This window comes from Mesorhizobium sp. LMG17149 (assembly GCF_024518695.1).
Taxonomy (GTDB): Bacteria; Pseudomonadota; Alphaproteobacteria; order Rhizobiales; family Rhizobiaceae; genus Mesorhizobium.
The window spans coordinates 85297-107639 of the sequence record NZ_JANIFL010000010.1 but is presented as its reverse complement, the minus strand read 5'-3'; the positions used below and the strand labels follow the sequence as shown (position 1 = coordinate 107639).

General features: G+C 63.7%; 18 protein-coding genes and 2 tRNA genes. 7 read left to right on the top strand and 13 right to left on the bottom strand.

Translation table 11 applies throughout. The features are described 5' to 3' along the window. Nucleotides 1-7: 7 nt before the first annotated feature. The 9 genes from NP945_RS23040 to NP945_RS23000 form a co-directional block, all read right to left on the bottom strand. Nucleotides 8-1036 carry a zinc-binding dehydrogenase gene (locus NP945_RS23040; RefSeq protein ID WP_127269349.1) on the bottom strand — a complete coding sequence of 343 codons (1029 nt, stop codon included), beginning with the start codon at nucleotides 1034-1036 and terminating at the stop codon, nucleotides 8-10. A 37-nt stretch (nucleotides 1037-1073) separates the two neighbouring features. Next, nucleotides 1074-2345, bottom strand: a complete 1272-nt coding sequence (locus NP945_RS23035) for a beta-ketoacyl-ACP synthase (RefSeq protein WP_027039033.1) — start codon at nucleotides 2343-2345, stop codon at nucleotides 1074-1076. A gap of 51 nt (nucleotides 2346-2396) precedes the next feature. Then, nucleotides 2397-3587 (bottom strand): beta-ketoacyl-ACP synthase, encoded by a 1191-nt coding sequence (locus tag NP945_RS23030; protein WP_128289322.1) that lies wholly within the window; start codon nucleotides 3585-3587, stop codon nucleotides 2397-2399. Between the two features lie 56 nt (nucleotides 3588-3643). Continuing rightward, on the bottom strand, nucleotides 3644-3925 hold the full coding sequence (locus NP945_RS23025) for an acyl carrier protein (protein WP_010909964.1): 282 nt from the start codon (nucleotides 3923-3925) through the stop codon (nucleotides 3644-3646). A 232-nt stretch (nucleotides 3926-4157) separates the two neighbouring features. Continuing rightward, entirely contained in the window at nucleotides 4158-5300 is a 1143-nt protein-coding gene (locus NP945_RS23020) for a slipin family protein (protein WP_023812260.1), read from the bottom strand. 368 nt (nucleotides 5301-5668) lie between these two features. Continuing rightward, nucleotides 5669-5738, bottom strand: a tRNA-Asn gene (locus NP945_RS23015). Between the two features lie 2 nt (nucleotides 5739-5740). After that, nucleotides 5741-5813 (bottom strand) — tRNA-Pro (locus NP945_RS23010). 229 nt (nucleotides 5814-6042) lie between these two features. Continuing rightward, nucleotides 6043-6591 carry a histidine phosphatase family protein gene (locus NP945_RS23005; RefSeq protein ID WP_256747607.1) on the bottom strand — a complete coding sequence of 183 codons (549 nt, stop codon included), beginning with the start codon at nucleotides 6589-6591 and terminating at the stop codon, nucleotides 6043-6045. A 103-nt stretch (nucleotides 6592-6694) separates the two neighbouring features. Next, nucleotides 6695-9715, bottom strand: a complete 3021-nt coding sequence (locus NP945_RS23000; protein ID WP_256747606.1) for a caspase family protein — start codon at nucleotides 9713-9715, stop codon at nucleotides 6695-6697. Between the two features lie 130 nt (nucleotides 9716-9845). On the opposite strand from NP945_RS23000, the gene NP945_RS22995 reads away from it, so the two are divergent. The 3 genes from NP945_RS22995 (at nucleotide 9846) to NP945_RS22985 (ending at nucleotide 13559) form a co-directional block, all read left to right on the top strand. After that, nucleotides 9846-10796, top strand: coding sequence for an AEC family transporter (locus tag NP945_RS22995; protein ID WP_256747605.1), 951 nt, complete (start codon nucleotides 9846-9848; stop codon nucleotides 10794-10796). Between the two features lie 191 nt (nucleotides 10797-10987). Continuing rightward, nucleotides 10988-12445 carry an NAD-dependent succinate-semialdehyde dehydrogenase gene (locus NP945_RS22990; protein ID WP_127267428.1) on the top strand — a complete coding sequence of 486 codons (1458 nt, stop codon included), beginning with the start codon at nucleotides 10988-10990 and terminating at the stop codon, nucleotides 12443-12445. A gap of 91 nt (nucleotides 12446-12536) precedes the next feature. Next, the gene (locus tag NP945_RS22985) at nucleotides 12537-13559 is read left to right on the top strand and encodes an aldose epimerase family protein (RefSeq protein WP_127267427.1); all 1023 of its coding nucleotides are present in this window, start codon (nucleotides 12537-12539) and stop codon (nucleotides 13557-13559) included. Here the strand turns inward: NP945_RS22985 and NP945_RS22980 are convergent. Continuing rightward, nucleotides 13556-14476, bottom strand: coding sequence for a sugar kinase (locus NP945_RS22980; RefSeq protein WP_127272010.1), 921 nt, complete (start codon nucleotides 14474-14476; stop codon nucleotides 13556-13558). The genes NP945_RS22985 and NP945_RS22980 overlap by 4 nt on opposite strands. 151 nt (nucleotides 14477-14627) lie before the next feature. Between NP945_RS22980 and NP945_RS22975 the strand changes: the two genes are divergently transcribed. From NP945_RS22975 to NP945_RS22965, 3 genes are all read left to right on the top strand, one after another. After that, a complete protein-coding gene (locus tag NP945_RS22975; RefSeq protein ID WP_027039042.1) occupies nucleotides 14628-15077 on the top strand; it encodes a FixH family protein in 450 nt (149 codons plus the stop codon). Nucleotides 15078-15084: 7 nt separating this feature from the next. Continuing rightward, a complete protein-coding gene (locus NP945_RS22970; RefSeq protein ID WP_256747604.1) occupies nucleotides 15085-16284 on the top strand; it encodes a cytochrome-c peroxidase in 1200 nt (399 codons plus the stop codon). 69 nt (nucleotides 16285-16353) lie between these two features. Then, a complete protein-coding gene (locus NP945_RS22965) occupies nucleotides 16354-16527 on the top strand; it encodes a hypothetical protein (RefSeq protein WP_174800322.1) in 174 nt (57 codons plus the stop codon). Between the two features lie 266 nt (nucleotides 16528-16793). Here the strand turns inward: NP945_RS22965 and NP945_RS22960 are convergent, their stop codons facing one another. After that, on the bottom strand, nucleotides 16794-17246 hold the full coding sequence (locus tag NP945_RS22960) for an Lrp/AsnC family transcriptional regulator (RefSeq protein ID WP_027029407.1): 453 nt from the start codon (nucleotides 17244-17246) through the stop codon (nucleotides 16794-16796). Nucleotides 17247-17412: 166 nt separating this feature from the next. On the opposite strand from NP945_RS22960, the gene putA reads away from it, so the two are divergent. Then, the gene (gene putA, locus NP945_RS22955; protein WP_256747603.1) at nucleotides 17413-21024 is read left to right on the top strand and encodes a bifunctional proline dehydrogenase/L-glutamate gamma-semialdehyde dehydrogenase PutA; all 3612 of its coding nucleotides are present in this window, start codon (nucleotides 17413-17415) and stop codon (nucleotides 21022-21024) included. 68 nt (nucleotides 21025-21092) lie between these two features. On the opposite strand, the gene NP945_RS22950 is transcribed toward putA, so the two are convergent. Next, nucleotides 21093-21407, bottom strand: a complete 315-nt coding sequence (locus NP945_RS22950; RefSeq protein ID WP_027039045.1) for an antibiotic biosynthesis monooxygenase — start codon at nucleotides 21405-21407, stop codon at nucleotides 21093-21095. A gap of 60 nt (nucleotides 21408-21467) precedes the next feature. Continuing rightward, complete coding sequence (locus NP945_RS22945) at nucleotides 21468-22298, bottom strand: energy transducer TonB (RefSeq protein ID WP_256747602.1); 831 nt, start codon at nucleotides 22296-22298, stop codon at nucleotides 21468-21470. Nucleotides 22299-22343 lie beyond the last annotated feature (45 nt).

The window sequence follows — 22343 nt, the reverse complement described above, 5'->3', positions numbered from 1 at the left end:
CAAGGCTCTAGCCGACGCGCAGGATGATCTTGCCGAAAACGTCGCGGCCTTCCATGCGCTTCAGCGCGGCGTCGATACCGTCGAAGCCGACTTCGGTGTCGATGACGGGTGCGACCTGTCCCGCCGCCATTTTCTGCATGGCGTTGGCCATGTTTTCCATGCGGCAGCCAAACGAGCCAAGCAGTTTCAATTGCTGCTGGAACAGCTGCATCAGATTGATCTGCGTCGACACGCCGGAAGTCGAACCGCAGGTCACCAGGCGGCCGCCGCGCTTCAGGCACAGCATCGAGGCGGCAAAAGTGTCGGCGCCGACATGTTCGAAGACGACATCGACGCCCTTCTTCTTGGTCAGCTTGCGCACGACGCCCTCGAAACGGTCGTCGCGGTAGTTGATGACATGGTCGGCGCCGAGCGCCTTGGCCTTGTCGATCTTGTCGTTGGAGCCGACCGTGGTGATGATGGTGCAGCCCATCCGCTTGGCCAGCTGGATGGCCGCAGAGCCGATGCCGGATCCGCCGGCATGGATAAGGATCGTCTCGCCGGGCTGTAGCCTGGCGTTGTCGAACAGCATGTGCTCGACCGTGCCGAAGGTGACGGGCGCGACCGCCGCGCCGATGTCGGTCACGCCGGGCGGGGCGGGGACCAGCAGGCGAGCCGGCAGGTTGATCTTCTCTTGCGCGAAACCGTCGAGATGGAAACCGTGCACACCCGAAACATGTTCACAGAGGTTGTCGCGGCCTTCGCGGCAGGCTCGGCAGAGGCCGCAGGTGCGCGCGCCGTAGATCGATACCAATTGTCCGGGCAGCAGGCTGGAAACGCCGGAGCCTACCGCCTCGACCTCGCCCGAGGCTTCGGCGCCGACGACCAGCGGCAGCTTGCGCTTGGCGAAGGCCATGCCGCGCCAGCCCCAGACGTCGATATGGTTCAGCGCCACCGCCTTGATGCGCAGCGTGACTTCGCCAAGTGCCGGCGGTGGGGGAGGCGGCAGGTCCACCGTTTCAAGACGGCGGTCCTCGATAAGTTGCAATGCGCGCATTGGGCCTGTCGGTTTCGGTCTGGCTGAAAAAGGTCGCTTAGACCGGTTCCCGCGCCATGACAAGGCAAGTGTTCTGGCCGCCGAAGCCGAAGGAGTTCGACAGCACGGTGCGGACCTCGGCATTGCGCTTCTTGTTCGGCACCACGTCGAGCACGATCGCGGGGTCGGGATTGTCATAGTTGATGGTCGGCGGGATGACGCTTTCGCGCATCGTCATCAGTGAGAACGCCGCCTCGACGGCGCCCGCCGCCGACAGCGTGTGGCCGATCATCGATTTGTTCGACGAGACCGGCATCGAGCCGATCCGCTCGCCGAACACCGTCGACAGCGACAGATGCTCCATCTTGTCGTTTTCCGGCGTCGAGGTGCCGTGGGCGTTAACGTAGTCGATCTCGTCCTGGCTCAAGCCGGCATCGGCTAGCACAGCACGAACCGCCGCGATCGCCGGCGAAGCGTCCGGCTTCGAGCGGGTGCGGTGGAAATCGTCCGCCTTTTCGCCGCAGCCGCGCAGGATGCCAAGAATCGTGGCGCCGCGCGCGAGTGCGGTTTCCAGTGATTCCAGCACTAGCGCGCCCGAACCCTCGGCGAGGACAAAGCCGTCGCGGTCCTTGGAGAAAGGTTTTGACGCCTTTTCGGGAATGTCGTTGTGGGTCGACAGCGCTGACAGCAGCGAAAAGCGGATCAGCGCCTCGGCGGTCGCCGAACCGTCGGCGCCGATCGACAGCGCGCGGTCGCATTCGCCGCGGCGGATCGCCTCGACGCCGAGCTGGATGGCGGTGGCGCCGGAAGCGCAGGCGGTCGACAGCGTGATCGGCAGCCCGCGGGTGCCGAAACGGTCGGCAAGCCGTCCGGCGATCGAGCCGAACTGCGTGGTCTCGAAAAAGTCGAGTTCTTTCAATCCGCGCGCCACCCGCAGCAGCCGTTCGCCGCCGGAGTCCAAATCATTGGAATTGTAGAGCGCGAAGCGGTCGTGCCAGTCGAGTTCGACCGGCGGTGAAGCGAGGAAGAGAGGACCACCAAAATCACCGGAATCGAGGCCGGACTCGGCCACGGCCTCACGCGCGGCGGTTTCCGCCAGTTCATAGGTGAGATGGCTGGAGCCCTTCGAGCTCGACGGCAGGAAGTCGACCATGCCGGAGATGCGGGTGTTGAGATGATCGACCGGAAAACGGGTAATCGGGTGGATGCCCGACTTGCCCGAGGTCAGCGCCGCCCAATTATCGGCCTTGCCGACGCCAAGCGAGGTCACCACGCCGATGCCGGTGACGGCAACGATCGGCCTGCCCATATGATCGTTCAGATTGGCCATGCGGTAGCCCTCGATCGTTTATCGTTGCGGCATGGATCGTGGACCACCGCATCAGGCGGCGTTGACGAGCGCCATGCCCTCGAATTGGTGATAGCCGATCGCCGTTGCAAGGACGGTTGCGGGAACCCCTTCGAACGGCTTCTCGGCTGCGGCATCAAAAACAGGGTAGGCGGCCTTGCGATCGACGGCCAGCGCCGCCAGTGCCACAGCGAAGGGAAACTGTGCTTCCTTCATGTGTCCGGTCAGCGTCGAGAAACCGCGCGCGGCAATCGCCGGATTGGCATCGAGCGCGGCTTTCTCGGCGATGGTTGCCGTATGGGCGCCCGACGCGCCCGACATGGCCAGCAATTTGCCGTTCGGCATTGCAGCCTGCTTGAGCAGGGCGGCGATCTGGGCGTCGAGTTCTCCCCGTGGGCGCCTGGCGCGGCCGGAGACGACCGGCCCAAGCTCGGCATAGATCTTGCGGCCGCGGCTCATCGCGTGTTCGCGCTGCTCCAGCACCAGGAAGGCACCGCCGGATCCAGTCACGACGCCGCCGCCCTCAGCGCCCTGTCTTTGCCAGACCGGCCTCCACGGGCCGCGATGCAGATAGCCGGCGAGTTCATAGCCGAGCAGCATGTCGGAATGTTCGGTCTGGAAGGCGCCGCCGACCAGGATGTGCGTCGACTGGCCGGAGCGGATGCGCGCGGCTGCTGTCTCGACGGCGGCGACGCCGGCACCTTCCTCGCCCATGAAGGTTCTGGATGAGCCGGTCACCTTGTGGACGATGGAGATGTTGCCGGCGAGCAGATTGGAAAGCTGCGCCAGGAACAGTGTCGGCCGCAATTCGGTGGTCAATTTCTCGTTGATCAGCACATCGCGGTCGTTGCGGCTTTCCGAAGCGGCGAGAATGGCGGCATCGACCGCCTCGTCGCGTTCGCCGCCGCCCGCGGCCACGACCATGTCCATGGTCGTGCAGAGTTCGTCATTGCCTTTGATGCCGGCGTCGTCCAGCGCCAGGCCTGCGGCATAGGTGCCGAGCCTCTGCCAGGTTTCCATCTGGCGCTGATCGCCACGTTTGGCGATCTGCAGGTTCCAGTCGATCTCCGGCAATGGATGAACGGTATAGGGTGCAAAGCGCGCCGCTTCGAGCACCGGTTCCAGCCCCGGCTGCACGAGCTTTTGCCAATGGGCGTCCGGACCTTCCCCCAGCGAGGAGACAAGGCCGATACCTGATATGACGACGTCGCGGGGGCTGCTCATGTGCGGCTTTGTGGGTCAGGCGGCAGAGCGCGTCAAGATCGAACGCTCAACCGATGTCAGGCGGTCTTGGCGGCAACCAGCGCGTCGATCTTGGCGCACAGGTTCTTCATGACGAAGTAATCGTCGGTCGAAGCCTTGCCGTCATTGACCTCCTGGGTCCACTTTTCCAGTGGCACCTTGATGCCGAATTCCTTGTCGATGGCAAAGACGATGTCGAGGAAATCGAGGCTGTCGATGCCGAGATCGTCGATCGTGTGGCTCTCGGGCGTAATCGTGTCGATATCGATCTCGCTGGTGTCGGCAATGATCTTGGCGACTTTGTCGAACGTGGTGGACAAGGGCTTTTCCTTCGGTTGCGGGCGGAATCTGTCCGCATCTTGTTTGGGCGCTGTCTAATCGGTTTTTCCCGGCAGGAAAAGGCCTGATGCGCCGGGCGCAGATGGGTAGGGCATCCAGGAAACGCAAGAAGGGCCGCCGGTTTACCCGGCGGCCCTTCTGTTGACGTCACGTCAGCCTTTGTTTCGATGCAGGTCGTTTTTCCAAAACCGGAACCACTTTGGGCGACATGCATCAGCTGTCGCGGAGCTTGACCAGATCGTTCAGCAGCCCGCCGGTTCCGTTGTGGACGGTCAGCCGCTCGACCTTGCCGGCGATGGTTTCCAGAGCCTCGAGCTCCTTCAACCGCAGCATCACCGGGTTTTCCGCCATCACCCTGGCCGTGTTGAGGAGGGAACGCGTCGCGTTCGTCTCCTCGCGGCGACGGATGATGTTGGCCTCGGCCTGCTTTTCGGCCGACACCACCTGGTTGAGGATCTCGCGCATCTCGCCCGGCAGGATGACATCCTTGAGCGCGATATCGCTGACCTCCACCCCGATCTCGGCCATATCGGCGCGGACCTTGCCAGCGGCCTCCTCGTCGATCGTCACCTTCTTTTCAAGGATCTGATCGAGTGTCAGCGCGCCAAGGGTCTTGCGGAAGGCGTACTGCAGGGCGCGGTAAAGGGCTTCGGAGAAGTCCTTCACCATGCTCACCGCCTTGACAGGATCGACGACCCGGTATTCGGCCGCGATGTTGACGCGGATCGTCACGCGATCCTTGGTCAGCACTTCCTGCCCGGCAACGTCGAGCGACTGGCGCTTGAGGTCGACGACCTTGATCTGCACCATGCGTCCGACGTTCCAGAAGCCATGCACGCCCGCCGTCAGCGTCCTGACCAGAACACCGTCGATGAACAGCAGTCCGGCCTGACCGTCGACGACCGGATGGACGGACATCAATTCCGCCTTCCGGGCCTGGCCGAGCCGGCGCATGACCGCCGCATCGATGGCGAGATCGACTGATGTGTCGATCAGCGTCACCTTCCACGGGCCGGCATCCGTCCACAGCACCAGCTTGCGGTCCGGCGCCAGCACGGCGTGCAGATTGCCGTCACGCTCGATGATGGCGACATCCGTGCGCCCGGTGCGAACGACGGTGAAATGACGCGCGGCTACATCCGGGAGCTTGTCGAACAACGCCTTCTCGTATGCCGAAACGAATTCCGGGTTCTTCAGATCGTGCCGGGACACTTCGAGGCTGCCGCGCCGGTTGGCGAGCCAGTGCTCGCCCGGCAGCAGGACAGTCTTGATTTCCCCCTTGTGGAGGGTGAGGGCACGTTCGTTTTCCTTTACGAGGACGCGCTCGCGCCCAAGAACCTTGTCGAGAATTGTCATTGTCTTACTCCTGTCGGGCATGGCCCCATGCGAGGCGTCAAGTCATGCGTCGATCGTTCCTTTCGTTTCTCGTTTCACGTCGTCTCTTGCGTCATAGCCGGGCACGAATGATCCGGGGACTGGTGGCATCAATCCGTGGCGGGCCTTCGGGAGCGGATCGCGGGGCAGTGAAGCGGGCGCCGGAGGCCTTGGCCTCCCTTGCCGGCGACGCTGCGCCTTGATCGTCACCGCGGGCCTGGCCGCGAGCCGATGGCGAAAGACGCTTGGGATGATCCGCGCCCGAGGGCTTGGGCCATCCGTCCAGTCTTTTGCATTCCAGTCCCCGGACCGTTTTCAGATGACACCTGGTAGGGTGCTGGCTTTTCAGGCCAATGGAGAAGGAATCGAACCTTCGACAGTCAGATTAACAATCTGATGCTCTAACCAAACTGAGCTATCCGTGGTGCAGATGAAGGGAATTGAACCCCCGACCTCCGGACCCAATCCGGCGCTCTCCCTCTGAGCTACATCCGCGATCCCAATCCCCAAAGCGGCGCCGTATACAGGGCGGCAAAGCCGCCTGCACGGGCGGAGGCGAAAGCTCCAACCGTTGTGCTCACTTCGGTTCTCGTGACCGGGAGCGCGCCTATAGCCCCTGCGACGGGTTGTCGCAAGCGGCATTGTCGTGGCGGATTTGCGGCTTCTTGCGGCGGTGGCATTTCGGCAACACAGCTTTCGACGTCAGCGATTGCGCGCAGGGCGCTCAGAAAGTGACGCGGCCGAGCACGCGCAGGCCATCGCCCTGCGGCTCCACGACCACGGCCTCGCCTTCGCGCGGTGAGATGCCGGTCAGCGCCACGATGTCTTCCAGATGGGTAACCATAACCAGATTGTCGGAGCCGGAATAGGCGCGGATTTCTTTGAGGATCGCCGCGATTTGCGCGGTTTTCTGCGCCTCGTCGCCCTTCAGGAGATCGAGCGGCGCAAACAGCTCCGGCTCGGCCTCGAAGGCGATGCGGGCAGTGTCGAGGCAGCGGCAATAGCGGCTGGACAACACGCGCTCGATCGGTGCCGCACGGGCGGCAAACAGAGCGCCGATCTTGCTCGCCTGTTGCTTGCCACGCGCCGACAGGTTCATCTGGGTGGCGCAACTGTCGATGTCGAAATTGGCCGGGTCGGTGGTGCCGGTGACCATGGCATGGCGCAGCAGCACGACATGTCCGCCATCGCGCAGCAGCGCCCAGCCTGCATCCGTGGCGTGGGCCACGCCGGGAACAACTAACAGGAACAACGCCAAGGCAAATCGAATCATCCGCTATCCTTCTCCGGTTCCCGGCAATGGGTTCCGGTGACGGGACATATAGGGACGGTAAAGCCAGCCGAAAGACAAGGCGCGGTCGGCGGGATGCGTAGACCTACTTCTTCGCCATCTGCTTCTTCACCAGATCGATCTTCTGGTCGGTGAGCGGGATGGGGATCGTGTAGCCGGCTTCGGTAAAGCCCTGCTTGGCGTTCTCGAAGAATTCGATCGCCTTTTGATATTCGGCCTTGCCCCCGCCATAGCTGGCTCGGTTCCAGCTGACGTCACCGAGATTGTTCTGCGCGAAGGCCCATTGCATGGGCAGGCCTTCCCTCGAGAATACCTTCAGCGTGGCCGTGAAGGCGGCCTCAGCGTCACCGAGATATTTGCCGGTGCGTTCGAGATTTCCGAGGTTGAGCAGGCTCATGCCGATGCCGTTCTGGGCGTTGGCCCAGTCGACCGGTGCCGCGTCGACGGTGAGTACTTCGAGGGCTGCCCGGCGGGCCGCTATGGACTCAAGCAGGGTCCTGGAGTCGCCATTGCTCATGCTCAGCCAGTGCAGCGTCGAGCCGAGGCCGGCCTGGGCCAGGGCCCATTGGCGGGGGTTCGTCTCGCGCTTGTACTCGCGCAACGCATCGCGGTAGGCGGCAATGGCTTCACCATAATGTTCCGACTTGTCGGTCACGCCGCCCAGAAGCTGCAGCGTGTTGCCGAGATTGTAGTGGCTCATTGCCCAATCGCGAGGGAACTTCCGTCTGACATAGACCTGCCGGGCCGCCCGAAAGGCGCTCGCCGACTGCTCCAGCTTGGCTGCGTCGCGCGTGCGCTGGCCAAGCGTCTGGTAGATCGAACCGAGATTGTTCTGCGCCGACGCCCAGTCCATCGGGAAACGCTGCCGGGTAAAGACCGTCAGTGCATCATCATAGGCGGCCGCGGCCTCTTCAAGCGCGCCGGTGCCCATATCGAAGCGGGCGACACCGCTCAGCGCATTGCCGAGGTTGAGCCTGCTGGTCGCCCATGAGACGGGGAAGGTTTCACGGGTTCGCACTTCAAGCGCGGCACGGAACGCGTTGGCCGCCTCGTTTATCTTCGCCTTGTCGTTGAGCTGAATGCCGAGCGACACCAGGGTGTTGCCGAGATTGTTCTCGACCATCGCCCATTCCACCGGCGCCTTTTCGCGTGTGTATTCCTCAAGCGCCAGCCGGTAGGCCGCCTCGGCTTGCGTCAGATGTTCGCCGGCGGCCTCGCGCTCGGAAAGCGCATAGAGTGCCAGGCCGAGATTGTTCTGCGAAGCGGCCCAGTCGAGCGGGACCTTGTCGCGCGGGCGTTTTTCGAGTGTGGCGCGCATCGCCACCACCGCCTCGTTCAGGCGCTTCGGGTCGCTCTCGCGCTCGCCGATCTTCAACAGCACATTGGCCAGATTGTTCTGCGCGGCGGCCCAGTTGAGGTCGTCCTTCTCGCGCTCGAACACGACAAGGGAATCGCGAAAGATCCGCGCTGCCTCTTCAAGGCGCGCGGTCTCCGTCTCGCGCTCGCCGATGGTCTGCAGCACCACCGCCATGTTGTTGCGGGTGATGGCCCAGTCGCGATTCTGTTCGCCATTTGGGATGAAGTTCAGGATGGTGCGATAGGCCTCAATGGCGTGCTGCAGCGCATCGAGGTCGCCGGTGGCGTAGCCGTAGGCGTTGAGCGCCTCGGCTTCCTGGTTCTTGTAGTTCCAGCGCAGCTTGTCGTCCCATTTTCCGGCCAGCGAAAACGCCTTGGCATAGTCGCCGGCAGCGGATTTGTAATCGAAGACCAGCCCCGAGGCATCGGCGCGCCTGGCATAGATCGCGGCGTCGGCAAGACGCTTCTGCTTGACGAGATCCTCGGCTTGATCGACCGCATCGTTGGTCTGCTCGACCCGGCCGACCGCATCGTCGAGGAATTTGCGCGCCGTCACGATGGCCCCCTGGCCGATCGCCTTGTCGGCGGAAGCGACAAGCCGTTTGATCTCCGGATCGTCGGTGCGCAGTGCTGCACGCTCGGACATCATCTTCTTCAGGCGCTCGGCCTGGGCGTCGAGCACCTTTTGCAGGTCGGTCGGGTCTTCGGGGATCTTTTCCGTGCCGAGCGCCTTCAGCACGCCATAAAGCGCGTCGAGCGGCACGCCTTCCTGCAGCGAGGCCAGTTCCACCTGCGCCCGTTTCGGGTCGGGCAGGTCGGAAATCGTCAGCAGGAGCTGGCGCCTTTCGCCTGTGATCAGTCCGTCGTCGCCGGTCGGCTCCACTGGTGCGACGCCGAAATAGAGCAGCCGGCGCAGGCTTTCATTGATCCAGGGACGCTGCTTCGCTTTTGTGTCGAGATAGACCTCCTCGGTCACCATGCGCATGACCGAGCCGAATTCGGTGCCCTTCATCGCCGCGAGGTGGCGCAGCAGGGCGGACGCGTAAGGGCTGTTTTCGCCGGCGGCGCCATCAAGTGCAGGATGACCCGGTTCTGCGGCAAAGCCGACCACTATACCCAGGCTCGCGTCGGCCGCCGGTGCATTGCCGAGCGCCTTGGCGCCGCGCACCGGCTCCAACCCGCCGGCGCCTATGGGCGAGGCGGAAGCGGTCGGTGAGCGCCGTACCATGGCATCCGCGGGGAATGGATTGGTGCGGCAGGCGTCGAGCAGCATGATCGTCACCGGCACTGTCTTTTTCAATGCCTCCATGACGGCCGATATCGGCACAAGGCTGGTGCCGGCATCCTTCAGCGACGGGACGTCGGCATCGACCGGAACCAGATAGTTTTCGCCGCCGGCCTCGATGCCATGACCGGAGTAGTAGATGAAGGCGACATCGGCGCCGTCGGCATCTTCGGTGAACCGCTCCAGGTCGCGCTTCAGCTTGGTGGCGTCGCGGTCGGTGACGCTGCGGGCGTCGAAGCCAAGGTCGGTCAGCATCTTGGCCATGTCGCGGGCGTCGTTGGCGGGGTTGGGCAGGGCGGCGATGTGCAGGTAATTCGACTGGCCGATGATCAGCGCCACGCCCTTAAGGCTTTTCGTCTCGGCAACTGCAAGCGCGGTCGCGGCAAGGCAAAGCAGTGCGGCGACGATAGCCGTCAGCCATGCCCGCCGCAAACGACTAAGGTTCGAAAGTCCGACAAAAGCCATTTGTCGTTCGTGTCCGCCCTGATGATCCAAACCCTCTATAACGCTGCCAGCCGACGATGATCAAATTCAGGCGCGATTGCGTCGCGGTCGTGGCTCGCCTATCACGGGAAATTCGCCCGTCACGGTAAAAATGTCTCCGCTCACCGAAACCGTCCTTTTCGTCTTCAGCCTTGTCGCGCTCGGCTATCTCGCCGGGTTTACCGGCTATTTGAAGCCAGCGAGCGGCGAGGGGATAGCCGATTTCGCGATCAGCGTGGCGATGCCGCTGCTGTTGTTCCAGACCATGGTGAATGCCGATTTCCACGGCGTGGCGCCCTGGTCGCTGTGGGGCGCCTATTTCGCGGCCGTGGCGATCACCTGGGCCGCCGGCCATCTCGTCACCACGCGGGTGTTCGGGCGCGACGCACGCGCCGGCGTTGTCGGCGGCGTATCGTCGGCCTACTCCAACGTTGTCCTGCTCGGTGCTCCCTTTATTCTCGGCATATTCGGCCCGAGCGGCTTTGAAGTGCTGTCGCTGCTGGTCTCCGTGCATCTGCCGATCATGATGATGGCTTCCATCGTGCTCTTCGAGATGTTTGGCCGGAGCGGTAGCGAGCACGTGCATCCCCTGCGTGTCGTCAGAAGCTTTCTGAAACGGCTGTTCCTCAATCCGCTGATCATCGGCATTCTGGCCGGGCTTGCCTGGCGCATGACCGGGGCGCCATTGCCCGACCTTGCAATGCGTCTGGTCGATGCGCTGGCCGACACGGCAGGACCGGTGGCGCTGTTTGCCATGGGTCTCAGCCTGCGCCGCTTCGGCATATCAGGCAATGTCCGCCCGGCGCTGGCGCTTTCGGCGTTGAAGCTGTTCCTGATGCCGGCACTGGTTCTCGCCTTCGTCTGGCTGCTTGCGTTGCCGCCGTTGACGGCCAAGGTGGCGGTGGTGGTTGCGGCGCTGCCATCCGGCATCAATTCTTATCTCATCGCCGTTCAGTTCAACACCGGCCAGGCGCTGGCGTCGAACCAGATGACCATCGCAACGGCCTGTGCAGCCATCACCACGGCTTTCTGGCTGACTGTCGTCTTGCACGTTTTCGGCTAAGGCATCGGGGTAAGCACGTCGCCTGCTCTCGTCTCGCTGTGGCCCAAGCCCTATATGCCATCTTGCGATTGCTTGCGGGCCTTGCCCTCGGTAAAGAGCAGTGGCTCCGGCGTGCCGGCTTCAGTCCATGGCGCACGCTCACCGAAGATTTCACAGACCGGCCCGTCAGGGCGCCGAACGGAGGATAGACCATGCTTCAGAAAACCAGCCATTTCATGCGGCAGGCCAATCTCATCAATGGCGAATGGGTGCAGGCCGACAGCGGCCAGACGGTCGACGTCAACAACCCGGCCACCGGTCTCAAGATCGGCACCGTGCCGAAGTCGGGCAAGGCCGAGACGCGCCGCGCCATCGAGGCCGCCGCCGTCGCTTTCAAGTCGTGGCGCAAGACCACCGCGCTCGAGCGCTCGAAGCTGCTGCGCAAGCTGCATGACGCGATGATGGACAATCAGGACGTGCTGGCCGAACTGCTGACCATCGAGCAGGGCAAGTCGCTGTTCGAATCGAAGGGCGAGATTGGCTCCGCCGCGGCCTACATATTGTGGTTCGCCGAGGAAGGCCGCCGCACCTATGGCGATGTCGTGCCCTCACCATGGGCGGACCGCCGCATCCTGGTGACCAAGGAGCCGGTCGGCGTCATTGCCGCCATCACGCCATGGAATTTCCCGTCCTCGATGCTGGCTCGCAAACTCGGCCCGGCGCTCGCCGCCGGCTGCACCGCGGTGGTCAAGCCGGCCTCGCAGACGCCATATTCGGGCCTCGCCTGGGGTGCGCTCGCAGAGGAGGTCGGCTTCCCCAAGGGCGTCGTCAACATCCTGACCGGTTCGGCAAGCGAGATCGGCGACGAGATCTGCGCCAATCCGCTGGTGTCCAAGATCACCTTCACCGGATCGACCGAAGTCGGCAAGCTTCTCATCCAGAAGTCGTCGGTCACCGTCAAGAAAGTGTCGATGGAACTCGGCGGCAACGCGCCGTTCATTGTCTTCGATGACGCCGACCTCGAGCGTGCGGTCGCCGGTGCGATCACCGCCAAGTACCGCAATTCCGGCCAGACCTGCGTCTGCACCAACCGCTTCCTGGTTCAGGCCGGTGTCTATGACAAGTTCGTCGAGAAGCTCGCCGCGGCGAGCAACGGGCTGAAGGTCGGCTCCGGCCTTGAGGACGGCGTGCAGCAGGGACCGCTGATTGACGAGAAGGCGGTCGAAAAGGTCGAGGAACTGATCGCCGACGCCACATCCAAGGGCGGCAAGATCGTCGCCGGCGGCAAGCGCCATGCACTCGGCGGTTCGTTCTTCCAGCCGACGGTCATTGCCAATGCGACGCCCAAGATGCGTTTCATGAAGGAAGAGATCTTCGGCCCGGTCGCACCGGTGTTCAAGTTCGAGACCGAAGAGGAAGCCGTCGCCCTCGCCAACGACACCGAATTCGGCCTCGCCTGCTACTTCTACACGGGCGATCTCGGCCGCGCCTTCCGTGTGATGGAAGGGCTGAAATACGGCATGGTCGGCGTCAATGAAGGCCTCATCACCACGCCGGAAGCGCCGTTCGGCGGCGTCAAGGAATCCGGCCTCGGCAAGGAAGGCGGACATCAGGGCATCGAGGATTACCTCGACACCAAATATGTCTGCATCGGCGGCCTCGGCCTCTGATAGGCTATCCCTGAGATGAGCAGGCCGATAGCCTGCCCATCTCTCGTGGGAAAACCAGCCGAAGTCTTCTGGATCAACTGGCATTACGGGCATGGCGATGAAGGACGGCGAGGTTTTCGGCACGACGCAGGCTGGCGAGCAGGTGCGTCGCTTCACGATCAGGGGCGGCGGCATCACAGCCAACATCATCGGTCTGGGCGCGATCATCCAGGATCTGCGCCTGACCGGGCACGATGCTCCGCTGGTGCTCGGCTATGACAGCCTGGAAGGCTACGAGACGGATACGGCGTTCTTCGGTGCTGTCGTTGGCCGCTACGCCAACCGCATCCGTGACGGCCGCTTCACCATTGGCGGCAGCCGCTACCAGACCGAGCAAAACTTCCTCGACAAGCATACGCTGCATGGCGGCTCGCAAGGTTACTCCCACCGGCCGTGGACGGTTTCCTTGCATGGCAGGGATTTCGTCACGCTGACCCTGCACGATCCCGACGGCGCGATGGGTTTTCCCGGCGCGCTTGATGTCACCTGCACCTACCGGTTGAAGATCCCCGGCACGCTCAGCGTCGAGCTGACAGCCACCTGTGAGGAGCCGACGCTGTGCAATCTCACCCAGCATTCCTACTTCAACCTGGACGATGGCGGCGCCGGAGACATTCTCGACCACAGGATGATGTTGAATGCCGGCGCCTATCTGCCGGTCGATGGCGACATGATCCCGACCGGGGTGGTCAAGCCGGTTGACGGCACGCCGTTCGATTTCCGCCAGGCGCGGCCGTTGCGCATGGAGACCGAGGGCGAACAGCTGCCCTACGACCAGAATTTCTGCCTCGCTTCGACACGCGGGCCGCTCAAACAGGCGGCGTGGACGCAAGGCGCCAGTTCCGGTGTCGAGATGGAGGTCTGGACCACTGAGCCCGGCGTCCAGCTCTATACCGGTCAGTATGTGACGCCGCGCACCGGGCTGGAAGGGCGGAACTACAAGGCCTTTTGCGGTTTCTGCCTCGAGCCGCAGATTTGGCCGGATGCGCCGAACCGGCCCTATTTCCCGCAGGCGACGCTGTGGCCGGGCGCGATCTACCACCACGTCACGGAATACAGATTCCGGCTACCTTAGCCTTCGAACGCCGCCCGCAGCGTCTCGAACGGCGCCAGTGCGCCACGTACCTGCACTACGGCGGCGGCGACACGATGGGCATGGCGTGCGGCTTCCAGCGGTTCGTGACCGGCAAGTCGAGCCGCAAGATAGCCGCCGTTGAAGGAATCGCCGGCGCCCGTCGTATCAGCGGGAGCCGCGACATGGATCGCCGGCACGTCGCGCAGCGTTCCTCCCTTGGCGATCAGCGCCGGCGCTTCGCCATTCTTGACGACGACCTCGCCAACCAATTTCCCGATCCGCTTAGCGGTCACTTGCGGCGTCGCATCCTCAAACAGCATCTGCTCGTCGGGAAAGGTTGGTAATGCGATATCAGTGACGGCAAGGGCTTCGACGATCGCTGCCTGCGCCTCCTCGCGCTCACGCCAGAGCCGCGGCCGGTAGTTGGGGTCGAAGGCGATAAGGGAACCAGCCGAACGCGCCTTGGCGACGGCCGCCAGCAACGCAGCGCGCGCGGCTTCGTCCAGAATTGCCAAAGTGATTCCGGAAAAATAGACCAGTGCCTGGTTTTCCAGGTTTTTCGATAATGCGGCCGGGTCCGAGGCAAGCTGCCGCGCGGCGGCGTCGCCACGCCAATAGGTGAAGGAACGTTCGGCTCCCGTCAGCGTGATGGCATAGAGGCCGGGCCGCGCGCCCGCTATGAGCGGGCTGGAGCCGATGCCAATGCCGTTTTCAGCGAAGAAATCGATCTGGCCTTGCGAGAACGGATCGTCGCCGAAGGCCGAGACATAGGTTGCCGGCCGCTCGGTGCTCAGCGCGTGCAGCGCCCACAGCGTGTTGAACGTGTCGCCGGCAAAGCCCATGCGCCAGTTCGGTCCCGTCTGGCCCGACAGTTCGAGCATGCATTCGCCGATCGAGGCGACGCCGTTTCCCGCCATCTACAATCCTCCAGTGATCCCGGTGCTGTAGCTTTTTGCCACCGGCAGCGCCATGCTTGGCAAGCAGGGTTTTTTCCGTCACAGCGTTTTCCCACAGGCTGGCGGGATGCGATCCGTCCGGCAGAGCGTTGTCTGCGGAAGAGGAACCGGTTTGGCATCGATATGGCGTTATCTTCTGGCGGGTCTTGGTCTGGCTGCCTTGCTGGTCGGCATTCTCGCGGTCGTCTTCCTGACGGCGCCGCGGTCGTCGCTGCCTGCCGGCCCGGATGTCTCGCGGACGAAGAACACCGCCAACGCGCTGTTCGTGGCCAGCTTCGCGCCGGAGCGGGGTGTCGTACGGCAGGGCGAACTGCAATCCTGGCTGCTGACCTTGAAGACAAAGGCAGGAGTTCCGGTGGAAGGTGCCGCGATCGCGATTTCGGGCGGCATGCCACTGCACAGTCACGGCCTGCCGACCAGCCCGCAGGCGACCGACTATCTCGGCGACGGGCGTTATCGAATCGAAGGAGTGAAATTCACCATGAGCGGCTGGTGGCAGTTGCATTTCGCCATCTCGGCCACCGCCGGCTCCGACACGGTGCTCTTCAACGTGGTGCTGTGAGCAGGACATGAGGCGGCGTTCGCGTTTTCTGGCGCTGATGGTGGCCGTTGTCCTTGCCGGTTGCACGAAGCCGGATTTTTCCGACGCCGAAAAGACGACCATCGCCTCGCTGGCGCTGTCGTCGCTGCCGGCGCTCAAGCCCGACACCACCAATCGTTTTGCCGACGTGCCGGCGGCTGCCGCACTCGGCTCGACGCTGTTCTTCGACCAGGGCATGAGCGGTGACGGGTCGGTATCCTGTTCGACATGCCACAAGATCGACCGCCAGTTCCAGGACGACCTGCCGCAGGCGGTCGGCGTCGGCCGCACCAACCGGCGCACCATGCCACTGGCCGGCGTGGCGCGCGATCCCTGGTTCTTCTGGGATGGCCGCCGCGACAGCCTGTGGGCGCAAGCGCTGACGCCGCTCGAAAACCCGCTGGAGCAGGCGGGAAACCGCACCGCCTACGCGCATTACATCAAGGCGCGCTTCGGCGAACGCTATGAGCGCATCTTCGGGCCGCTGCCCGACCTTTCCGGCATGCCGTTGGATGCCAGCCCGCTTGGAAACGATGTCGAGAGGGCGGCCTGGAATGCCATGAGCGGCCCGCAGCGTGACGCTATCAACGGCGTCTTTGCCAATCTAGGCAAGGCGATTGCCGCCTTCGAACGCTCGATCGCGCCGGCGCCAACGCGCTTCGACCGCTTTGCGCTGGACCTCGCCACCGGTGCCGAGCCGAAGGGCGATGCTGTCTTTTCCAAACAAGAAATCCTTGGGCTTAAACTGTTCATCGGCAAGGCCAATTGCGTGACCTGTCACAACGGCCCGCGCTTCACCGACAACAGCTTCCACAACACCGGCGTGCCTTCCGTTGCGGGCCTGCCGCCGGATCGCGGCCGTATCGATGCCGTGCACCAAGTCGAGGCAGACCCGTTCAACTGCTTCGGCGCCTATCGCGATGGCGACGCCAGCGCCTGCGGCGAGTTGCGCTTCATGGTCAAGGATGCGCCCGAACTCGTTCGCGCCTACAAGACGCCATCGCTGCGCGGAGCGGCAACAAGGCCGCCCTATATGCATGCCGGGCAGTTTTCGTCGCTCGACGAGGTGGTGGCGCACTATGCGAAGGCCGCGCCCAGCGTTGAAGGGGGGTCAGAGGTTCACCCGTTGGAGCTTTCAGACCGAGAGCGTGCCGCGCTGGTGGCGTTTTTGAAGACGCTGGCGGAGTGAGGTTGTCGGCGATAGGAATAGTTGAGCGAAGCGAGGCGAGTTGGTGCTGAAGCGAGCAAAGGAGGTTCTATGAGCCGGAGTATGATTCCCGTCGAGGAAGCCGCCAAGGAATGGTTCAAGGATTCAAAATTCGCTGCCCAATATGAGGCATTGGAAGAGGAATTCGCAATCGCAGAGGCTTCGATCAAGGCTCGGTGCGAGAAACAGGAAGCCAAAGTCGTGGGGCGACCGCTGAGCGCCTAATTCCTTAAGCACGGACCGCATGCTTCGGCGATTGGCGCAAACATCCATCGCTTCGTCATCCTGGGGCGTAGCAAGGAGCGAAGCGACGCGGCGCAGACCCCAGGATCCATGCCGGGACTCGGAAGCGCTGCTGCGGTGCGGAATTCTGCTCCGCTGCATTCTTCGGCCGAGGTCGCGGCATGGATCCCAGGGTCTCCGCGACGGAGCTTCGCTCCTGCTTCGCCCTAGGATGACGAAGTTGGGGAGGCTTCAGCCATCCCTACGCTCTACCGATCCTTGACCGTCTCCATGGCCACGAAGGTCGAAGTCTGGGCGACGTGGGGCAGGGCCGAGATGCGCTCGCCGAGGACGCGGCGATAGGCGGCGATATCCCGGGTGCGCACCTTCAGCAAATAGTCGAAGCTCGACGCCATCATGTGGCACTGCTCGATCTCCGGCACGGCCTGCACGGATCGGTTGAAGGCATCGAGCGCGGCGGATCGGGTGTCGGACAATTTCACCTGGACGAAAGCGACATGGCCTTCGCCCATGCGCTCGCGGTCGATGATCGCCTGATAACCCCTGATGTAGCCGTCCTTCTCAAGCCGCTTCACGCGCGCCTGCACTGGAGTCTTTGACAGGCCGACCTTTGCCGCCAGTTCCGACATGGAAAGCCGGCCATCGCTTGCCAGCGCCGACAGGATGTTCCTGTCAATGCGGTCCAATTGGTCTTCTGTCATCGAAAATGCAGTCCATATGTCAAGTCTGAGCTGCCAGGATAAATCGAATGACCTGTAATGTCGATTTCTTCGGACCGACTGAATATTCACACCTGTGCTAGCTTGCGCCATTCGGTCCGGTGACCGCCGCCGGCCCGATCCCCTTTGCTCGATCCACGGGACCGCCATGCCAGCGCTTGATGCCATCCGCCAGCAGATCCGCGCCAACTACCTGCCCGACGAAGACGAGGCCGTGAAGCGACTGGCCGAGACGACGGGCCTTTCAGTGAAAGACCGCAAGGCGATCTCGGCACGGGCCGCCGATCTGGTGCGGGCGGTGCGCGGCTCGTCGGATCCTCGGCTGATGGAAGTCTTCCTCTCTGCCTATGGTCTCTCCACCAAGGAAGGCGTGGCGCTGATGTGCCTGGCCGAGGCGCTCTTGCGTGTGCCTGACACCGAGACGATGGACGACCTCATCGCCGACAAGATCGCGCCGCACGACTGGTCGGCGCATTCGGGCGGTTCAAGCTCCATCTTCGTCAATGCCTCGACCTGGGCGCTGATGCTGACCGGCCGCGTCCTCGATGAGGGCGAGGGCGGCATCGAGGGCACGCTGCGTTCTATGGTGCGGCGGCTGGGCGAGCCGGTGATCCGCAAGGCGGTGGCCGCCGCCATGCGTGAAATGGGCGAGCAGTTCGTGCTCGGCCGCACCATCACGGAAGCCGTCAAGCGCGGCCGGCCGATGACGCAGAAGGGCTACCTCTACTCCTTCGACATGCTGGGCGAGGCAGCCCGCACCGAGGCCGACGCCTTGCGCTATCACAAGGCCTATGCCGACGCGATTTCGTCGCTCGATTCCGGCTCCAACGGTCCTGACATCAGGCAGAACCACGGCATCTCGGTCAAGCTTTCGGCGCTGCATCCGCGCTACGAGGTGGCGCAGAAGGACGAGATGCTGCCTGTGATGGCAGACCGGCTCTTGTCGCTGGCGCTGGCCGCGCGCCATTCGCGCATGGGCCTCAACATCGATGCCGAGGAGGCCGACCGCCTCGATCTGTCGCTCGACGTCATCGAGCGGGTGCTGGCCGAGCCGGAGCTCGCCGGTTGGAACGGCTTTGGCGTGGTGGTGCAAGCGTATGGGCCACGCGCGGCCTTCGCCATCGATTGGCTCTATGCGCTGGCCAGGAAATACGACCGCAACATCATGGTGCGGCTGGTCAAGGGTGCCTATTGGGACACCGAGATCAAGCGCGCGCAGACGCTCGGACTGTCAGGCTATCCCGTCTTCACCCGCAAGACCAACACCGACGTTTCCTACATGGCTTGCGCGAAGAAGCTTTTGTCGATGACCGACCGCATCTATCCGCAATTCGCCACCCACAATGCCCACACCGTCGCCGCCATCCTGGCGATGGCGGACAATCGCGATTCCTTCGAGTTCCAGCGCCTGCACGGCATGGGCGAGGCGCTGCACGAGACGGTGCGCCGGTCCGAAGGCACGCGCTGCCGCATCTATGCACCGGTCGGTGCGCATTCCGATCTGCTGGCCTATCTGGTCCGCCGGTTGCTGGAGAACGGCGCCAATTCCTCCTTCGTACACCAACTGACCGACGAGGACGTCGAGCCGGAGGACATTGCGCGCGATCCGCTCGAAACGGTCGAGAGCCAGGGTCCGGCCGCCAATCCGGCGATTGCCCGGCCTTCCCAGATTTTTGGGGCCGGGCGTCGCAATTCGAAAGGGTTCGACATCACCGACACGGTGACGCTGGCGGCGATCGACACGGCCAGGGCGGCCTTCGCTGGGCCGGATCGTTGGCATGCCAAGCCGATCACCCGTGCCGCCGGCTACGGCAAGCAGCGTCCGATCGTCAACCCGGCAAGGCCTTCCGAAGTGGTCGGCACGGTCAGCGAAGCCGCCGCAAAGCAAGTCGCGACCGCCGTGCGCTTTGCGGTGGAAGCGCAGCCGGCCTGGGCAAAACGTCCCGTTGCCGAGCGCGCTGCCATCCTCAATCGTGCCGCCGATCTCTATGAGGCGAATGCGGTCGAGTTCTTTGCACTCGCCACCCGCGAGGCCGGCAAATCGCTGGCCGACGGCGTCGCCGAAGTGCGCGAGGCCGTCGACTTCCTGCGCTACTACGCCACCGAGGCGGTCAATGCAGAGGCGGGCACGCAAGCGCGGGGCGCCATCGTCTGCATTTCACCGTGGAACTTCCCGCTCGCCATCTTCACCGGCCAGATCGCGGCAGCACTTGTCACCGGCAATTCGGTTATCGCCAAGCCGGCCGAGCAGACGCCGCTGATCGCTTTCCGTGCTGTCGAACTGCTGCGCGAGGCTGGTGTGCCGGAAGACGTCATCCAGCTTCTGCCCGGCGACGGCCCGTCGGTCGGTGGCCCGCTGACCGCTGACCCGCGCATTGCCGGCGTATGCTTCACCGGCTCGACCGAGGTTGCCAAGCTGATCGAGAAGCAATTGGCCGAGACGGCTGCGCCCGACGCCATGCTGATCGCGGAGACCGGCGGCCTTAATGCCATGATCGTCGATTCCACCGCGCTGCCCGAACAGGCGGTGCGCGACATCCTCGCCTCGGCCTTCCAGAGTGCCGGCCAGCGCTGCTCGGCGCTGCGCGTGCTCTACGTGCAGAAGGACGTCGAGAAGAAGATGCTGGAGATGCTGAAGGGCGCCATGGAGGCGCTCAATGTCGGCGATCCCTGGCGGATTTCGACCGATGTCGGCCCGGTCATCGACGACGAGGCACAGAACTCGATCCGCGAGTACTGCACGAAAATGGGCCTGCAGGGCCGGCTGATCGCCAAGCTAGAGGCACCCAAGGAGGGCCGCTTCGTCGCGCCGCACGTCTTCCGCGTCAAGGGTATCGAGGACATGGAGCGCGAGGTGTTCGGGCCGGTGCTGCATGTCGTCAGTTTCGACGCCGACGAGATCGACTCGGTCATCGCCGCCATCAACCGCAAGGGCTACGGCCTGACCTTCGGGCTGCACACCCGGATCGAGGGCCGCGTCCAGCATTTCGTCGACGGCATCCATGCCGGCAACATCTATGTCAACCGCAACCAGATCGGCGCCGTCGTCGGTTCGCAGCCGTTTGGCGGCGAGGGGCTTTCAGGCACCGGTCCGAAGGCCGGCGGCCCGCACTACCTCCGCCGCTTCCGCAAGGGGCCGGAGGCCGGCACGCATTTGCAGGATGGCCATAAGGTCACGGCGACCGAACTTGCCGACAATCTGCCGGATCCCGCACTTGGCGGCTGGTCGACGCGGCCCGACCGGATCGCCATTCTGAGGAAGCATCTGCGCGGCAAGGGTGCTGCGGCCATTGGTGCGGCCGCCGGCATCGATTTCGGCCAGGTCGACCTGCCTGGGCCGACCGGCGAGGCCAACACGCTGTCGCTGTCGCCACGCGGACGGGTGCTGTGCCTTGGTCCTGACGGCGATACGCTGCTGGCGCAGACGATCCAGGCGCTCGCCGCCGGCAATGCCGTGCTGGCCGTTGCGCCGGGTGCACCGGCAGCCCTTTCCGCGTTGACCGGGAAGGGCCTGCCGCTGGCCGCCATCGACGGCCGGCCGGATCCGGTCGAGGCGCGCGCGCTACGCGTCGACGTCGTCGCTTTTTCAGGCACGTCCGAGGCCGCGCGCATCGTGCGCAAGGTCATCGCCGACCGCTCCGGCCCAATCGTGCCGCTGGTCACCGAGGTGCTCAACCCGGCGGCTTATGCGCATGAGCGCGCGGTCTGCGTCGACACCACCGCTGCGGGCGGCAATGCGAGCTTGCTGGCCGGGGCCTAACCCCGGTCAATTTTTGCTTTTATGCATGTCGTTGTCCCAAAACCGGGACCACTTTTGGCCGACATGCATTACGCGCCTTCGACGACCGAAAAACCCTCGAACTGGGGGTGGCCGAGATAGTGGACCTTTGTCGTGCCGACATTCCTGTGGGCGGCGCGGAAATTCTCGGACTTGGTCCAGGCGATAAAATCGTCGTGGCTGGCCCACACCGTGTGCGACGCGAAAAGCGTGTAGCCTTCGGTCTCGTTGACCGGGCCGCGCAGCAGATGGAATTCCCTAAACCCCTTCATCTCAGCAAGGCTGGAATCGCGGTTCTTCCAGACGGCTTCGAAGTCGTTCTCCGAGCCGGTCTGCACCTTGAAGCGGTTCATTGCGATGTACATGGCGGTTCCTTTCGTGCGGATGTTGATGATTGGCGGCTGCAGCGTTTGTTCTGCGCACATTCAAAATGGGCCGATTTCGGTCTCGAACTCCAAATTTGCGCTTGCTGCCTGCGGTGGAATCGGAGGGAAGGGGGCTGCCTTGCGGACAATGCCAAGCGCTGCCTGATCGAAAGCCGCCGATCCTGAGGTTTCCAGAATGCGCAACTCGTCTATGTTGCCCTTCCTGCCTATGACGAATGTGACAACCGCATTGTTGCGTGCCGCCAGCTGTAGGGAAGGCGGGAGGGTGCGATTGACGCTGCCGAGCTTTCTAAAAACATCGCCGCGGTAGTTGTCTTCCGCGGCCGTGCCTGCCTCTTTTTGCCTTTTGCCCTTGCTGGCTGCTTGCGCCGACCGGTCCTCGCCATACGCCGTGCCGCGCTTCTCATCCGCCATCTCTGAAGGGGCAGCTGCCGGAGTTGGCCTGGCTCTAGGGATCGGAGGCCGCTCCGGAACGGCGACAGGCGCTTCCGTGCTCTCGGCCTGAACGGTTGGCTCCGCTGGTGTTTCGGCCTTCCTATCCACGGTCTGATCATCGGAGCGCGGGGCGCCGGCCACCAATATGTCGGGCGTCAGCGTCTGCTGTTTGACAGCTTCCGGCAAAGGCTTGAGCGGCTTTGCTGCGTCCTTCACGGGTTGCGAAGGCTCCGTTGGCGGCGACGGCTTGGGCGGCGTTGCCGGCTGTGGTTTGGCCGGTTGCGGGCTGGGCACCAGTGCAACGTTTATTGCCGCCGGGTCCTTGTCCAGCGCGCTGCCGGCCACGTTGCTGCCCGACTGTTCACTACCTTCCGGCTGCTCGGCGTCCTGGAAACTGGAAATCCCCGTAGGGGAGATCAGAAAGGCCGCCGCCACCGCGACATGGAGCAGGCAGGAGACGACGATCGCCGCCGTCCATTT

What these genes read in the sequence shown, in the direction of transcription:
- NP945_RS22970 (WP_256747604.1), top strand. Translation starts at nt 15,085, where the DNA reads ATGAGGCGGCGTTCGCGTTTTCTGGCGCTGATGGTGGCCGTTGTCCTT.
- NP945_RS22965 (WP_174800322.1), top strand. Translation starts at nt 16,354, where the DNA reads ATGAGCCGGAGTATGATTCCCGTCGAGGAAGCCGCCAAGGAATGGTTC.
- putA (WP_256747603.1), top strand. Translation starts at nt 17,413, where the DNA reads ATGCCAGCGCTTGATGCCATCCGCCAGCAGATCCGCGCCAACTACCTG.
- NP945_RS23020 (WP_023812260.1), bottom strand. Translation starts at nt 5,300, where the DNA reads ATGACAATTCTCGACAAGGTTCTTGGGCGCGAGCGCGTCCTCGTAAAG.
- NP945_RS23030 (WP_128289322.1), bottom strand. Translation starts at nt 3,587, where the DNA reads ATGAGCAGCCCCCGCGACGTCGTCATATCAGGTATCGGCCTTGTCTCC.
- NP945_RS23000 (WP_256747606.1), bottom strand. Translation starts at nt 9,715, where the DNA reads ATGGCTTTTGTCGGACTTTCGAACCTTAGTCGTTTGCGGCGGGCATGG.
- NP945_RS22980 (WP_127272010.1), bottom strand. Translation starts at nt 14,476, where the DNA reads ATGGCGGGAAACGGCGTCGCCTCGATCGGCGAATGCATGCTCGAACTG.
- NP945_RS22995 (WP_256747605.1), top strand. Translation starts at nt 9,846, where the DNA reads ATGTCTCCGCTCACCGAAACCGTCCTTTTCGTCTTCAGCCTTGTCGCG.
- NP945_RS22990 (WP_127267428.1), top strand. Translation starts at nt 10,988, where the DNA reads ATGCTTCAGAAAACCAGCCATTTCATGCGGCAGGCCAATCTCATCAAT.
- NP945_RS22950 (WP_027039045.1), bottom strand. Translation starts at nt 21,407, where the DNA reads ATGTACATCGCAATGAACCGCTTCAAGGTGCAGACCGGCTCGGAGAAC.
- NP945_RS23005 (WP_256747607.1), bottom strand. Translation starts at nt 6,591, where the DNA reads ATGATTCGATTTGCCTTGGCGTTGTTCCTGTTAGTTGTTCCCGGCGTG.
- NP945_RS23035 (WP_027039033.1), bottom strand. Translation starts at nt 2,345, where the DNA reads ATGGCCAATCTGAACGATCATATGGGCAGGCCGATCGTTGCCGTCACC.
- NP945_RS22985 (WP_127267427.1), top strand. Translation starts at nt 12,537, where the DNA reads ATGGCGATGAAGGACGGCGAGGTTTTCGGCACGACGCAGGCTGGCGAG.
- NP945_RS23040 (WP_127269349.1), bottom strand. Translation starts at nt 1,036, where the DNA reads ATGCGCGCATTGCAACTTATCGAGGACCGCCGTCTTGAAACGGTGGAC.
- NP945_RS22960 (WP_027029407.1), bottom strand. Translation starts at nt 17,246, where the DNA reads ATGACAGAAGACCAATTGGACCGCATTGACAGGAACATCCTGTCGGCG.